This is a genomic window from Echinicola salinicaeni (genome assembly GCF_014280965.1).
Classification (GTDB): domain Bacteria; phylum Bacteroidota; class Bacteroidia; order Cytophagales; family Cyclobacteriaceae; genus Echinicola; species Echinicola salinicaeni.
The window spans coordinates 244,542-260,484 of record NZ_JACODZ010000002.1 but is presented as its reverse complement, the minus strand read 5'-3'; the positions used below and the strand labels follow the sequence as shown (position 1 = coordinate 260,484).

The 15,943-nt window shown below is 41.1% G+C and carries 12 protein-coding genes; 2 read left to right on the top strand and 10 right to left on the bottom strand.

Going from position 1 to position 15,943, the window contains the following annotated elements; translation table 11 throughout:
* Window positions 1-34 precede the first annotated feature (34 nt).
* The 6 genes from H7U17_RS04485 to H7U17_RS04460 all read right to left on the bottom strand — a co-directional run bounded on the left by H7U17_RS04485 (window position 35) and on the right by H7U17_RS04460 (window position 8,052).
* Window positions 35-1,537 (bottom strand): pyruvate kinase, encoded by a 1,503-nt coding sequence (locus H7U17_RS04485; RefSeq protein ID WP_186755300.1) that lies wholly within the window; start codon window positions 1,535-1,537, stop codon window positions 35-37.
* A gap of 817 nt (window positions 1,538-2,354) precedes the next feature.
* Window positions 2,355-2,540 carry a hypothetical protein gene (locus H7U17_RS04480; RefSeq protein ID WP_186755298.1) on the bottom strand — a complete coding sequence of 62 codons (186 nt, stop codon included), beginning with the start codon at window positions 2,538-2,540 and terminating at the stop codon, window positions 2,355-2,357.
* Complete coding sequence (locus tag H7U17_RS04475; protein ID WP_186755296.1) at window positions 2,537-2,713, bottom strand: hypothetical protein; 177 nt, start codon at window positions 2,711-2,713, stop codon at window positions 2,537-2,539. The genes H7U17_RS04480 and H7U17_RS04475 overlap by 4 nt, the downstream gene beginning before the upstream one ends.
* Window positions 2,714-3,457: 744 nt before the next feature.
* The gene (locus tag H7U17_RS04470; RefSeq protein ID WP_186755295.1) at window positions 3,458-4,141 is read right to left on the bottom strand and encodes a hypothetical protein; all 684 of its coding nucleotides are present in this window, start codon (window positions 4,139-4,141) and stop codon (window positions 3,458-3,460) included.
* A gap of 257 nt (window positions 4,142-4,398) precedes the next feature.
* Window positions 4,399-6,075 (bottom strand): sodium/sugar symporter, encoded by a 1,677-nt coding sequence (locus H7U17_RS04465; protein ID WP_186755293.1) that lies wholly within the window; start codon window positions 6,073-6,075, stop codon window positions 4,399-4,401.
* A 330-nt stretch (window positions 6,076-6,405) separates the two neighbouring features.
* The gene (locus H7U17_RS04460; protein WP_186755291.1) at window positions 6,406-8,052 is read right to left on the bottom strand and encodes an FAD-dependent oxidoreductase; all 1,647 of its coding nucleotides are present in this window, start codon (window positions 8,050-8,052) and stop codon (window positions 6,406-6,408) included.
* Window positions 8,053-8,525: 473 nt separating this feature from the next.
* Here H7U17_RS04460 and H7U17_RS04455 point away from each other — a divergent pair, with 473 nt between their 5' ends.
* On the top strand, window positions 8,526-9,692 hold the full coding sequence (locus H7U17_RS04455) for a TIGR03364 family FAD-dependent oxidoreductase (protein ID WP_186755289.1): 1,167 nt from the start codon (window positions 8,526-8,528) through the stop codon (window positions 9,690-9,692).
* A gap of 2 nt (window positions 9,693-9,694) precedes the next feature.
* Window positions 9,695-10,375: a phosphonatase-like hydrolase gene (locus H7U17_RS04450; protein WP_186755287.1), complete on the top strand. Its 681-nt coding sequence runs from the start codon at window positions 9,695-9,697 to the stop codon at window positions 10,373-10,375.
* Between the two features lie 311 nt (window positions 10,376-10,686).
* Here H7U17_RS04450 and H7U17_RS04445 read toward each other — a convergent pair whose 3' ends face one another.
* The 4 genes from H7U17_RS04445 to H7U17_RS04430 form a co-directional block, all read right to left on the bottom strand.
* Window positions 10,687-11,736 (bottom strand): alpha-L-fucosidase, encoded by a 1,050-nt coding sequence (locus tag H7U17_RS04445; protein WP_186755285.1) that lies wholly within the window; start codon window positions 11,734-11,736, stop codon window positions 10,687-10,689.
* Window positions 11,737-11,765: 29 nt separating this feature from the next.
* Complete coding sequence (locus tag H7U17_RS04440) at window positions 11,766-12,833, bottom strand: glycoside hydrolase family protein (protein WP_186755283.1); 1,068 nt, start codon at window positions 12,831-12,833, stop codon at window positions 11,766-11,768.
* A 62-nt stretch (window positions 12,834-12,895) separates the two neighbouring features.
* Complete coding sequence (locus H7U17_RS04435; protein WP_186755281.1) at window positions 12,896-14,302, bottom strand: sialate O-acetylesterase; 1,407 nt, start codon at window positions 14,300-14,302, stop codon at window positions 12,896-12,898.
* 163 nt (window positions 14,303-14,465) lie between these two features.
* Window positions 14,466-15,812 carry a DUF5690 family protein gene (locus H7U17_RS04430; RefSeq protein ID WP_186755279.1) on the bottom strand — a complete coding sequence of 449 codons (1,347 nt, stop codon included), beginning with the start codon at window positions 15,810-15,812 and terminating at the stop codon, window positions 14,466-14,468.
* Between the last annotated feature and the right edge of the window lie 131 nt (window positions 15,813-15,943).

Sequence of the window (15,943 nt, the reverse complement as noted above, 5' to 3'; positions counted from 1 at the left end):
GTCCTCTGTGGTTAAAAAACAAAAACGTTTCCACCTATCCCCCAGGCCGCTGCTTTTTTATAAACTGGCTCGCTACATTCAACGCCCGCATGGCATTCTTTTTCTTATGGCTATGGTCTTCCATCCTAAACAGGATATCTTTTAATACCCTGATGGCATGGAGGATATTCGGGCCCTTGTTCAGCATGACACATTCCGCCTGTACCGACAGGGTCACATCACTGATCTCTGCCCTGGTGGGAATACCTGTCTTGGCCAGATTTTCTAGGACTTGGGTGGCCCAGATCACCGGGATATGTGCCGCCTCACATAGCCATAGAATTTCATTTTGCACCTCGGAAATCCTTTCAAAGCCTATCTCTACAGCCAAATCCCCACGGGCGATCATCACCCCGATCTTATCCCGCTCCATACCCTTGATCAAAATTTCCGGAAGATGCTCGAAAGCCTCCTGGTTTTCTATTTTAAAGACAATGCCCAAATGTTCTGCCTGCTGCTTTTCCAACGCCTCATATAGTACCTGGACATCCGTTGCCGTCCGGACAAAAGAATACCCCAGTATGTCTGCATATTCGCAAACAAAAGAAAGGTCCGCTTGATCTTTTTTGGTAAGGGCAGGAAGATTCAGCTGGGTTTGAGGCAGGTTGATCCCTTTGTGGGAGCCTATTTTCGATTTATGACATTCGGTCAATTCCAGCTTAAGTTGATCTTCCTTTTTATCAATAACGATTCCTTTCACCATCCCATCGTCAAATAAAATGGTATCCCCTATTTTGGCATCATCCACCACCTGATTGAGTTGTACGCGGATCACCTTTCCCTCCTTGTCCTGCTTTTTATGAGAAGCTTCTTTTTTGACCAGTATAATTTCCTCGCCCAACTCTACAGGCATACTCTTTTTGATTTTGCCCTTCTTGGAAACATATTCAATTTTAGCCGTGCGGAGCTTAGGGCCAGACAAGTCCATATAGATATTGATCTTACGAGCGGTTTCCTTTTCTGCTGCCCGGATATTGACAATCATCTTTTTCCATATTTCCATGTCCCCATGGCTAAGGTTGATCCTAGCTATCTCCATACCGCTCAATATCATATCCTTGATCAAGCCCTTGTCCTCGGCGGCTTCATCAGGCAGGGTGACCATGATTTTTGTGAAATGCTCCTTCTTGGCTTCGTGGAATAGGCTGTTGGCATGCAGGCGGATAAGCTCAAAACTCTTAGTATAGCCGATGCTTTCCAAATCATATTTTAAGGAGAATGGGGTATTTAGGATCAGGTGCAGGTTCCTGACCACATTAAAAAGGTTGCTATAGACATAACCTTCCCCAGATCTCAGGGAAGAAATTCCAAGGTCAGACAAGGGACCATGGTATTTCCTCAGATCCTTATTGCGCAGGACCAGGTAGCGCATGAGGTTTTTGGCGCTGAGCTGATAATAGGGATGGACCTTTTTGATATAGTCATCGATAAAAGTTTCGCTGCCAATGATCTCAGCAAGAATTTCCGAAAGTTCCTTTACTAATACCTTGGTGTCCATTTTGACAAATTTTCATTCTAAATTGACGGTATTCTAAAGTTTAAATGTGTGCCATATTCACCATAATTCGCCTTTTATGACATTTTAGCTATCATCTACTTTGTTACTTTTTTGCTTCAGGACACACAAAGTAACCAAAAAACCCCGCCGCTGTACATCTATTGAGCTAAAATTGAAGTCCTCCCTCATGCAGACAAACTCCTCCTGTTTATCTGCCAATCACTTTTGCGAGCAGCAACACGTCAACCATGCCTGCATCTTTTCCAACCCACTTCTTAAATTTCTTAACGCTCAATACCTGCAAGGCCGTCAAACCAATTCAATGGTATGGCCTCTGATAAATTTCACAATTAGCTAAATGACAGCCTCAGCTTCTAAACTAATTTAAGGAGAATTATGAGGATAAAGGCGGATTAAGGGAAATATAAAAAATGACTGTTCAGCGCTTTGCATGTAGAATTAGATTTTCATATGCTTAAGTTTTAATTTTTCTGTACTTTTCCTTAGTCTAGGTGTAGATGGCATCTACGCCTTAATATCCCCCTTTGCATCTAGCACCTTTCTCTTTAGTATGCCATTTGAAATGGCCAATTGACAAAAGAGTAGATTGCCACAAGAACCCCGGAGAACCGGAATATTCTACGACACGAGCTAGCTCATTTTCTTAACGGCTTGCCCAATTCCCTTAAAACCAGCTTCACAAAAGTCCTTCCCGAGGATATGAATTTATACTTGATTAGTTCAGATTCCTGACAAACATGCCTCCTTACAGCAGAAATTTTAGCCGTCCTGTACCCCCATAGACCCTTCCTGTAAGTCAAAACACCGTCCTGTAGATAAATTTAGTCTCCTGTAGGCAAAGTACCCGTCCTGTAGCTAAAGTCAGCCTTCCTGTAGGGACATATAGGCTTCCTGTAGGTATATCCCCCCTTCCTGTAGGCTTACCTAAGCTTCCTGTAGTACTATGGGCCCTTCCTGTAAGGGCTAAGGGTGCTCCGGTCAAACAGGAAGGCCTCCCAAAGCTACAGGAAGCCCTTCAAGGGGCACAGGAAACGTAGACGAACATACAGGAAGCACCCTAAGGGATACAGGAAGGGTAGTTCTATATACAGGAGAGCCTAAAATATTGACCGGATGAGTAATTTTTGCGGTGTTAACAAATGCCAGTATAAACATTTACCAATTGGCTAGCAGTTTATTGACCTAAAATCAATTTGCTACTTACCCCAAAGGGGTAAAACATACGTAAACGTCATATCACAAAAAAAACCACGAGCCCAAAGGGGTCGAACAATGTCCCAAAACAAAGCCAGCCGATTGGTAGATAGATCAAAATTAGAGGCTGTCTCATAAGTTGGTTTTTTGTGTCATACTGACGAAAGGAAGAATCTCATAGAGTTGATTTCCAGTAACAAACAAATCTAGAGATTTCTCCTAATGTAGAAATGACATATTTTGAGACAACCTCCCTTTATTTATCGTTCCAAGTCACCGCTACGCTAAAGACTTGGAACCGCGGGAACTAGATCGGTCCCATCCGACTAAAATATCAAATCATCCATTACCAAATCCCAAGACACAGCTGACTACTCATCAGAAGAAAAACATTATTTGACTGAATTTGGCAGAATTCTATTTTCAAACAACCTACCTGCTATCTAGCCTTTACCTAGTAGATACCTTGGGGTTTCCTTGGGGATACGTTACCTACAGGTAAATTATTTCTTGGAAATATGCAAAAATAAAGCAATCAGTCACAACCAAATAAAATTTGGACGTTCCCTAGACGTTCCCACGATGTTTCCTCTATGTCTCCTCTATGTGCCCACTATACCTCCTCTATGGCCTATACTTGAATAGTATTTTTAAGGGATGTTTTTAGGTATAAAATTGAGGTATTGAACAAGCCCAACAGCTTTATCAAAGGGTATAATCCAGGACATTTTTCAGTTGTTCATTTAAGCTGCTGATATAGGCTTTCCTTTTTACCAGCTCATGAAGACTCGCCTCAAAGGTTTGGGTATCCCTCAATTTGGGAAGGGTTAATTTCCCCTTGGCAATGGAAGCACTTATCATGATATTGAAGAAATTATAAAGCAAAATCAGCTTTTGTAAAAAATCCGTTTCTACCAGCTTAAAGCCCATTTTCCTGGCAGTTCTTTCATTAATGATATAGCTTGTCCCACGGATAATCATATCATCCGCTTGCTGGCTTTCGATTTCTTCTATCAAGTCCAATAGCCCCTCCAGATATTGCTGGATAATCAATCGCTGCCGCTCTTTGCCATGCAACTTCCGATCGATCACAAACACATAATCAAATAAAGTCCCCCCATGAATTTGAACGATTCCATTTTTTGGCTTTTCTGAAAAAAACAGCAGGGAATGGTACCTCAGCTTTCCGCTTTCCCTTAAGGAAGGTACATCAAAAAAGGGAGCTATGATGGACAAGATAATCGTAAAGACCAAAACCCCAATAAGGTAAATCCCCGTAGCCCAGGAAATCAAAAAGCCAATAAGCACCAGCAGCATGGCCGCAAAACCAATCAAAAACTGAATTTGAATTTGTTGCCCCCGAGACTTGATATAATACCTATGTTCCAAATTTCTGCGCTATTTTATATTTCGCAATATTTAATAACATATCTATCCACAATCTTGCAGGTATACAAATCTTATATGATCTAATTTGTCTTCTGTTCTTTTCATCCATGGAAATGCGAAGCATTCATGATGACCTTTAAAAGTCTATATATACCTGAAAAAAAAACAAACAAATTATCAAAAGACCTAATCCCCCTTTAAACCAAAAAAGGCAGCTGATTGATCAGCTGCCTTTTCATTTAACTCTTTAAATACCTTTACCAGAACATGGCATAAAGCATCACCAAAATCAATATAATAGCAAAGCTACAGATATTGAAGATGGGTTCTGTTTTGAACAGGTTCTTGGTAATGATAATGGCTTTTGGATGTGTCTTGCCATTGGTTTCCAAGTGGCTAAACACCACCATAAAGATCATGGTCAAAATCCAGGTATAGAACATCTGGTCCATAAATGGCAAGTTCAGGAAGAAGGTGCTTTCTGACCAGCCATTAGGAGCTACCTTGAAGTAGAAGGCCAATGGAATGGATATCAACACACCCCAAATAGCGGCTTTGTTGGTGGTTTTCTTCCAGAATAATCCCAGCATAAACACGGCCAAAATCCCCGGGCTGACAATCCCGGTATACTCCTGGATATATTGGAAAACCTGTCCTAAGCTCTTCAACTGGGGCGCCAAAATCACCGCAACCACCAAGGCAATGGATGCAGAAAGACGGCCTACATTTACCAGTTTTTGCTCGGAAGCTTTTTTGCCGAAATAAGGCTTAAAAATATCCATGGTAAAGATGGTTGCGGTAGAGTTTAGCATTGAAGCCAAAGAAGAAACGATGGCTGCGGCCAATGCGGCCAGCACCAAGCCTTTCAATCCGGTTGGCACAAACTGCTTGATCAACCATGGCGCCGCATTATCATTGATAATAGCACCTGTCTCACTGATAAAAGAACCGTCCGTGTGCATGGCTCCTACAGCACCCTCAGGGCTACTGTTCAATACAAAGGCCACGATGCCCGGGATAACGACGATCAAAGGAATCAATAGCTTCAAGAAAGCTGCCAAGACAATCCCCTTTTGGGATTCCTTAAGACTCTTCGCTGCCAGGGTTCTCTGGATAATATACTGGTTGAAACCCCAGTAATAAAGGTTGGCTACCCAAAGCCCTCCTACCAATACAGCAAGCCCTGGCAGATCCCACCAAGCATCTTTCCCGTTCGGTGTGATGATCTCTCCTTTCTCAAGGATCATGGAGAATTTCTCAGGAACCTTCTCATAAATGGTTACTAGGCCATCGATAATTCCACCACCTTCGGTCACATGGGAAAGGGCGATGATGGTCGTGATAAATCCACCTGCAACGAGCAATACTACCTGCACCACATCTGTCCATGCTACAGCTGAAAGCCCTCCATAAAGGGAATAGGCCGCAGCAAATAAGGCCAAGCCAAAAATACAGTAGGTAAAAATAGAACCGGAACCATCTCCTATAATGGTGTCCAAAGCCGTAGCACCTAGGTACAATACCGAAGTAAGGTTGACAAATACAAATAGACAGATCCAGAATACTGCCAAAATACTTTTTAGGGTGGTACTATATCGCACCTCCACAAACTCCGGAATGGTATAGAGTTTTTTCTCAATAAAGACCGGCAGAAAATACTTCCCTACGATCAATAAGGTCAGTGCTGCCATCCACTCATAAGAGGCAATGGCCAGTCCCACGGCAAAGCCGGAACCAGACATCCCGATAAACTGTTCGGCCGAAATATTGGCTGCAATCAATGAGGCACCAATTGCCCACCAAGGCAGTGATTTACTGGCAAGAAAATAGTCCTCTGAAGTTCCTCCTTTTCCTCTGGAGACCCACAGACCAATACCGATAATGATCAGTCCATAAGTGATAAAGATTATTTTGTCCCAAATGGCAAATTCCATAAAATAGTTATTGTTGAATTGATGTTAGTTAAAATCGACTACAAAGAAGGGTATTAAAATTTGATTTTAATATTAAAAATCGGTTTTAAAATGTCACAATTCATTCAAAACATAACTTAATCTGACCCAAATCAACATGCAATAGAGTAACCTGAGCAAATGGTCTTTTAATCATTTGTTCTTTTTAGTCATAGCAATCCAGCGCTATTTTGGAATAGAGATAAATGAATACCGACCTCTCAATACATTGATAATAAACAAAAATCCAAGCGGATATTAACTTGAAAAATACCGACAATTAAATATGAGCAAGGCACAGCCCTGACAAAGCTAATCCAAGTGCAGCACCATACCTTCTTCTAGCAGCTTTTGTTCCAATCGTTGGTAATCTACTGTCTGCACGGAAGACTTAGCTTCGATGGCCAAAACAGCAGTAGCAGCAGCAGACTGGCCCAAGATCATAAAAACAGGCTCCATCCTTACCGATCCAAAGGCCGAATGGCTAGAGGAGACACAAACGGGAACCAATAGATTTTTACATTCTTCCTCCTTGGGCAAAATAGACCCAAATGATATGGAATAAGGTTGCTTGGGATGCACGCCGATATCGCCCTCATTTTGCACATATCCCTCCTCCGTAATATAACGCTGTACATTATGGGAATCAATGCTATAGGACCCCATTCCTATGGATTCCTTGACTTCCTTTTTGCCCATCACCTCTAATTCTGTCATCACTTCCTGCCCCAGCATCCTTCTGGCCTCCCTGATATAAAGCTGATGTGGCCAATTCCCATTATCCCTAAATTCATCCTTGGCCAGTCCCCAGTGCTGCATGCTTTCCCTTAGCTTCTCAGGAACTCTTGGATCATTGGAAACAAAATAAAGCAGCCCCTTTTGGTAGCGTTCATGGGCAGCTATAATTTCCCTGCGCTCTTTATAGGAAGCCTCAGGATAGGCATAGTTTTGCCCAATAAAATCAGAACTGAAAGGACCATGGTTATTGGTATCGGTTTTCCTGTTGGGAATGGCATCAAACTTATTGAACCATTCATCCCAGCCTGTCTCAAAGACCCTGGCCAAAAGCTCGTAATTGGCTGGATCATAATCTTCCGGCTTTGGAAAAGGGACACGGTTATCAGGATGGCTGCTCATGCATAGCCTGAAACAATAGGCTTGAATTTTATTATCTCCCTGACCATTTTCACCATATTCAGTGGCTTGAATATATGGCAAAAGACCAGAACTGGGATCTCCCTTTACCAAATAGGGATCTACAGGACTTTTGAAATGGTGACCATGATGAAAGACTCCTTTTTGGATCCCATTCCAAGTTTCTCCATACTGCTCATTGGATTCCCTGCCAATATGATAGGAGACTTTTGATGCTGCCATCAAATCACCCTCATAAGTGGCGTCAATAAATACTTCTGCTTCAAAGCTCTTTCCAGAGAGCATGCTGATTTTTTGGATTTCCCCTCCTTCCATTTGCACCCCATTTTCCCTGTCCAACCATTCATCCCGAAATACCTGAATATCGTTTTCAGCAATGAAATCCTCAAAAATCTGCTCAGCCACGTGAGGTTCAAAAATCCACATGGTCCGGTTTTCCCCGTCAATAGCAGGGATGCCCTGCCCCTTATTTCCGTATTCTTCAGATTTTTGCCACTTCCAAGCATTATCTTCTTGATAGTGTAGATAAACCCTATGATAAAATTCCCTGGCCAAGCCACCAATGGTTTCCTTTTTGCCAGTATCCGTAAAGCCCAGCCCTCCTGAGGAAAGACCTCCCAGGTGATTGTCCGGAGAGACCAATAATACAGATTTGCCCGATTTAGTGACTTCCACAGCAGCTATTACCGCAGAGGAAGTACCTCCATAAATAACCACATCTGCCTTAAATGCTTCTTTATCATCTATGGAAAACGATGAAAAATTGATTAAAAAAACTATAGATAAAAGTAAATAGGTTTTCATGGCTTATTATGGGTTTAGGTTAGATAAAAACTGGCTTTTCAATAATTTCAAAATTGAAGATATTAATTGTAGCCATATTTTAATTATAGGCACCAATTTATTTAGTAATAATCGTAAAGCAGGATTCATTCATTACTTAGTCAAATAATTCCGCCCATTTCTATTTTTTTCCCGCTATTTAAAAAGTCAAACACTCATTTTTCCTAAAAAGAAAACAACAAAACACTGCCCTTAAAATTTGAACCGACATTAAAAACAGGCATCAACAAGGCTTACACATGCATTAATCATTAATTAATTCAATGTTTCAGCTATATTAATTTTTATTAATATTGATCAAAACTTTTCCTTTGAGTAAATTTTTTGATAATATTATAACCATATTTGCAGGTAAAATTTCCTGACAGGAAAACAGCAATTACATTAGACATTTATTCTTTATCAATTTCTAATCAGAAATTACAATATTAGCCATGAACAAAAGCCAAGTTTTTGACATCATTATTATCGGAGGAGGTGTACTGGGAGCTTTTCACGCCTACCATGCCATTGAAAAAGGTTTTAAGGTAGCCCTTATAGAAAAAGACAAAGCCCCCCAAAGTGCTACCACCCAGAACTTTGGGCAGGTAGTACCTTCCGGGATGAACTCCAAATGGCAACAATACGGGCGGGAAAGCCTGGAGATATACAAGGATATCCAATCCAAATTTGATATTTCCATTCGAAATAATGGCACGGTCTACCTTGCTTCAAATAACGAAGAAATCCAGCTGATCGAAGAGCTTCACAGCATCAACCAAAGCAATGCCTATACATCCTCCCTCTTGACCAAGGAAGCATGTCTAGAAAAATACCCTGGTTTGAGAAGCGACTATGTAAAAGCTGGTCTGTTTTTCCCACAAGAAGTGACAGTGGAACCTACACAGATGATCCACAAATTATTGGACTATCTTATTCAGGAAAAAGGACTTAAGGTCTTTACCTATGAAACAGTCATGGCCTGTGAAAATACGGGCGATAAGGTCAAGGTGGAAACAGCAAAAGGGACTTCCTTAGAAGCAGGCAAAGTGATAGTCTGTAATGGCAAGGACTTCAAATTCCTGTACCCCACTTTATTCGCGAATAGCGACCTGGAAGTTTCAAAACTCCAGATGATGCGCACCAAGGCCCAGAACAAAGGATATATTTTGCCAGGCTCAGTATTAACGGGCCTTTCTATCCGTCGCTATGAAGCCTTTTATGAATGTCCTTCATTTGCCAAGATCAAGGCCAAGGAGTCCAGTGATTCTCTGGAAAAGAAATGGGGCGTGCATATCTTGTTCAAGCAGGCAACGGATGGATCTGTCATTTTGGGAGACTCCCACCAATATGCAGACGCCAAGGACATTGATGATCTTGGTTATGACTTAGACATGGACATTGATGATTTTATGATCCAAGAAGCCAAGAAAATCATCGACCTACCCACTTATGATATTGCCCATCGCTGGTATGGTATGTACTCCCAGTGTAAAACTAAGGACCTGTTCCAAGAAACCATCGATGAAAATATTCACATCGTCACGGGCATTGGCGGCAAGGGGATGACGGGAAGCGCAGGCTTTGCCAAAGAAAATATTTCAAAAATTCTAAATCTTTAAAAATGAGCAAAATTGAATTGGCCGTATTTGATATGGCAGGAACCACCATAGATGAGGATAATGTAGTTTACAAAACCGTCCAAAAGGTCATCAATGACAAAGGCTTTGATGTTTCCTTGGAGCAGGTATTAGAGTATGGGGCTGGGAAAGAAAAGCTGCAGGCCATTAAGGATGTTTTGTCCGCTTGCACAGATACCAAAAGCATTACGGAGCTTGCCGAAGATGCCTTCGCCAATTTCAAAGCAGAACTTAAGCAAGCTTACGAAGAATTGGATGTCAAAACCTTTGCCGGAGTGAAGGAATTGATGGAAAGCCTTAGGGCTGAGAAAATCTTTGTCGTACTCAACACGGGTTATGACAAAAAAACTGCCACTTCCCTATTGGCGAAATTGGACTGGAAAGTTGGTGAAGACATGGACGGTTTGGTTACTGCGGATGATGTGATCAATGGCAGACCTCATCCAGACATGATTCAAAAAGCCATGGATATCTGTGGAATCAAAGACAGCTCAAAAGTATTGAAAGCGGGCGATTCTACCATTGATATTGAAGAAGGAAAAAATGCCAACTGTGGGCTAACCATTGGTGTATTGAGTGGAGCACAGACAGAAGAACAATTGAAAGTCGCCCAGCCTGATTATATACTGAACAGCCTAGCAGAATTAAAAACCATTTTGCTCTAATCTAAACCCAGCAATTTCCCATTATCTGTATATCCGCAAAGACACCAGTATCTTTTTGTAAATAAGATATTCTTTCAGTAAGAACACAAAAGTCCAAAGAAACGATATTTTATTCCGTGCAAACCTGTCTTCCGCCAGGTAGATCTGTGGAATCTCCCGATAAATCTATGCAGGCTGTGAGAAATAAGTTTACTGGTGTAATAACGGATAATCATATCCCATTATAAATTAAACTTAAAAAGGCCTAAGCAGTGGACTTACTGCTCAGGCCTTTTTATTTTCCTACAAGCTGCTCTGGAAAACGAAAGTATCTACAAACTTAATCTTTCTTTCAATTCACCTAAAACCTGAACATCCTTCTCGCGGATTACTCCATCCCTGTTTGGTGGACAGTTGAGGATAAGAATATTGTCATTTGCAGTGGCCCTATTATACAAGGCCTCCAACTCATCAATGGATTTCCATACGGTATCTTGGGTATTATAAAACCACCTTTGGCTCATGCAAACCGTAGATTCCCAAGGCATATAATATTCCTTTCCTTCATGGGTAAAGACTTTTGGATCATCTTCAGCAGGCAGAAATGGATCTCCTAGCCTAAAGTCACTTGGGAAGTACCTGATAGGATAACCCCTCTCCTGCTCTTCAGGCTTGACAGGATGATGGTCAGGATCGTTAGGAAGTCCTATGGACCAATTCACCCCTATCTGACAGTTTGGTTCTCGTGACTTAATGGTTTGGTACAATTCTTTTATTGGCCAACGGTGATTTTCTTTTAACCAGCCTCCATCAAACCAAAATTCAACCAACTCTGTATGTCTTTCGGTAATGTCGATCAGCTCATCCATCTGATCAATCATATACTGATTATAGGCACTGTCCAAAGTTTCATCCTTCACCTCTCCATTCAGATTTCTATCCCATAATGAATAGTACAAGCCCAATCCAATATCATATTTCTTACATGCTTTGGCCACCGCCTCCACCACATTGGTGGTATTGGGAGAAGCTGCAACATCGTATTCCGTATACTCACTGTCCCAAAGACAAAAACCGTCATGGTGTTTGGTAATGAGGATGACATATTTCATCCCTGCATCCTTGGCAGTCCGCACCCACTGTTCCGCATCTACCGCTGTAGGCTGGTAAGATGCAACCGGTTTGGAACCATCTGTCCATTCCATATCATGGAAGGTATTGATCCCAAAATGAATAAACATACCGTATTTTCTATTGATCTGTGCCAGCTGTTCTTGACTGGGTTCAGAAGAAGGTATGGGCAATATTTCCTTTGTTTGGTTAGATGGAGCACAAGCTGCCATCAAAAGCAGCAATACGATTGAATAAATTCTGTAAGGCATAATTTTAATTTCTATACACCAAGCCTATACTATGGCTTGACTGGTATGGTCACAATAAAAGATTCATTTCCCTTTTTACAGGCCACCCCTATCGTCACTACCTCATCATCTTGGGTATAAACAAAAGGTCTTTCCATCCTATCGGGCTTGATTAAACTGCCATCCTGCTTTTTTATTACCTTCGGCATCAGCTCAAATTCTTCCGCCTTTTTCCAATGAATACCATCTGAAGAATTCACCAAGCCAATAAAACCATGGGTATGAAAAATCCCGTAATATTTGTCTCGCTTCTTATCGTACCAAAGGGACATATCTTCCGTATCCAAATAATCAATAACCGGTTCAGATTGGATTTCAAAAGGCCCTATAGGGCTGTCGCCAATAGCCATGGCCTGGTTCCTTATAAATTTGGTTTCATTGGGCTTATCCCCTTTTATGATCAAATAATACCTACCATCTTTTCCCTTATCAATAGCGGGGTTGACGGTCAGCGTAGTAATAGGTCCCGAAGGCGCTATTAAGGGCTTATCAAAACGCTCCCACTCTCCATTAAGGGATTCCGCCACCGCTACACCGGTTCTTTGATTCGGCCTAAGAAGTTTCCAATTGGGATGAGAATACCCTGTGTGGCTGGTTTCCATCAATTCCTCTTCCGTATAATCCTGTCTCTCTCCCAAATTCGTAGAGATATAGTAGAGGTAATATTTACCCTCAAAATATTTGATCTTAGGATTGTGGGCCGTTATGGCATCCCAATATCCCTTTCCTCTACCTTTCAAAACAGTCTCTTTATAGGTCCAAGGACCACTTGGATGGGGAGATACAGCATGGGCAATTTCAGAATAAAGCAACCACCCTGTAAATTTGGTAGCCTTTGGCCATCTACTGTAAAACATATGGTAAAGACCATCCTCACCTTTAAGAATAGAGCCTCCCCAGTTGAAATAATCTTCAGTAAGGAAGACATTGTCTTCGGTTATGGCCTCGAGGTGACCCTGAATATGTAGTTTTTCTGGAGCATCCTGGGCAAAACCAACTTGGATCCTAATGAAACCTATCAATACTATAAATAGGGCGGTTTTAAGAAAATGTGTCAAATCAGTAGTATTTGTTTTGAGTGAATTAAAAGGATTCAGATCATTATTGCTTGGGCATGAAATCACTCAAGCTCCCAATTGTCTGTCCTAAAGGCCGAAGCAGGCAAGCCATTTTTGCCAAACAAATTGGGCAAGGCAATATCAGAAAAGGCAAAGCGCACTGCAACTGGCTTTTTCACCTCTTTAGAAGAAAGCTCCACCATATCACCTTTGATTTTGGCCTTGGCAGGGAAAAACCTGTGGTCTTCACCTGCTATATAGAATTCCTTGATTTCTTTTCCTTTAGCCTGCAATTCACCTCCAGTATGCTCAAAAGTTACCAAGGCTTTGTTTTTCCTAATTTCCATGGATTTGAAAGTTGGTCCTGAAGGATCTATATCACTTAGTCCATAGGTTTTGGCCAGGGCCCATAAGGCCAGCCTTCTGCCCACTTCCTGCTTATTTCCTGGGTGGATATTCTTAAGGTTCCCAATATCATTGGTCACCACCATTCCTGTATGATCAAGTACATCCATGGTCTTCAGCTGAGCATCCCTTACAATAGCAGGAGCGATATCCTCGCTATTATTGTTTTCATAATCAAAAGGAGCAATCTGCACATAATAAAAGGGCAGGTTCGGGTTACCCCATTCTTCTCTCCAAGACTCTATCAGCATGGGAAATGTCTTATAATAATAATCTGCGTTTTGACGATTGGACTCGCCTTGATACCATAAATAACCTGCAATTGTAAATGGAGCCAGAGGATGGATCATGGCATTATAAGCAAATCCAGGGCTTCTGTCATACCAACTGTTTTCTGCAATTTCCAAAGATGCCTCCTTCAAGAGTTCTGGATTTTTCACCGAGTTGGCAGGGCTCCAGATCTCCACCGGTGTTCCTCCCCAGCTGCTGTTGATCAATCCCACAGGAATATCCAATTTTTCTTTCAGTTCTCTTCCAAAAAAATAGCCCACGGCACTAAAGTCCCTCATGGTTTCAGGTGTACAGGCGGACCATTGGCCTGGAGCATCATCCTGAGGGGTAATTGCTCCGTGTCTTGGAACCGTAAAAAAACGGATATTTGGATAATTGGCCGCCTTTACTTCTTCCTCGGCATTGTCAAATCCGTTATTGGCACTCCATTGCATATTGGACTGCCCAGAACACAGCCAAACCTCCCCTATCAAAATATTTTCCAATACGATCTCCTGATGTCCCTTAATACTGATGGTATAAGGTCCTCCATGAGATGGCGTGGGCAGCTCCAAAGACCATTTTCCTTGATGGACTTTGGTTTCTACAGCTTGGTTATTCCATGATCCTGTAACGACTATCTTTTCAGTTGTCTGCGTGCTCCAGCCCCAGATCATTGCCTTGGAGTTTTGCTGCAAAACCATATTATCAGATAATATGGAAGGAAGCCAGATTTCACTTTTGGCAGAAAAGCCAATCAAAAAAAGCAATAAACAAAGTATATGTTTTTTCATTTTATTTATGGTTATTGGGTATAAAAACAAATGATATTTGCCCCACTAAAATACATCCTACAAATTCAAATTCTATAAAACTCGTGATTTAATCATTAAAAAACTAGGCAAATGGCCTAAAAAATCTTAATAACACCTTCAATAGCTAAAATCAATCAAAGCATTATAGATTTACCTCCTTTATTTGAAAATTCGTTTCAACAACTTTTGACACCATTTCACTTCCCTGCACGGAATTTTGCTTGTTATAGATCCTTTTAAAATAAATCATTGCCATAAATAACAGCAGACTCCCAATAATGGACACCCCATAACTGAAATACACCAATACCAAATGCCAATCCATATTTCCCATAAAAAACTCTTTATACAACAATAGGGATACACTGCCCAAATACCCTATAGAATCGCAGATATAAATAAAAAAGCCAGCATTGGCACGAAACTTATACACAGCCAGCATCCTATCAAAAAACACCGTCTGAATCGGGGTATAGGCCATAAACAGGAATATGCCCAAGAATACCATCCAATAAAAGGGAGACAAAAAATTCACTTGATATAAATAAGTAGCCATACCTCCACCAAGCAAACCGCATGCAACCAAGCTGGCCGTCGCCCAGAAGCCAAGCCTATTGTTTTTTATCAAAGAAAGGAGACCTATCAAGGTCAAGACCGTCACCCCAGAAATCAGTTCCGTAATGGACAATACACTTTTCTCCCAATCAGGATCAATCTCATTCCATATTTCCACTGAAAAATTATCCCTAAAATCCCGCATGGTCAATAGCAGAGCATAGATCAGTACCATTCCGATCAGCCCACCACTAAAAAAGGAAAAGGTCTTCTTCTTTCTTTTTCTGTCCATAGGAATTCTTTCAGTCCTTAAAGCTATATCCTTCGCAGAGGGTGCTGGAATCACAGAAAGCATCCAAACAAATAACAGGAAAAAGGGCAGGAATATTCCGCCCATAGTGAAAGGCATCCAAACCTCCGAAATGAAAGGAAACCACTCCTGAACCTGTAAATAAATGGTTTTCAATAATCCAGAGCCTATTATCACACTTATACTCAGTCCGAATATCAATACCTCCGTAAATTTCCTGCCCTCCAAAAAACTAAAAACGATTCCCCATACCATCCCCAATGGCAGACCATTCAGGAACAAAAACAAAAAATTGTAAGGGTGTGGAACGAGACCAAATCCAAGCAAAGCCAATTCAGCAAATAATACTAATCCCATGATCAGCTTTATTCGCTGAGAAGGCCTCATTTCTGATATTACTTTTATACCGATAAACTTTGAAACCATATATCCCAAAACCTGCACAATAATCAATACAGTTTTGTAATCAAGGCCCCACAAATATAGATCTTCATAAGTCCCTGTTATAAATGGCTTCCGGTAGGCATACATGCTAAAATAAGCACCAAAGGACGCAACCACGCACCATACAATGAATAGCAGTCTATGTTTTGCAAGTAAAATTTTCTGAATCCAGTTAAGCATTTATCAAGCAATTAATTTTAGGAATTAAAGCATTTCTAACTCCAAATAATAAGAATACCACAAAGACTTAATCCACTATTAATCAGATCAAACAGCTTTTAAAGACTTGATATTTCCGTAAATAAATGAAA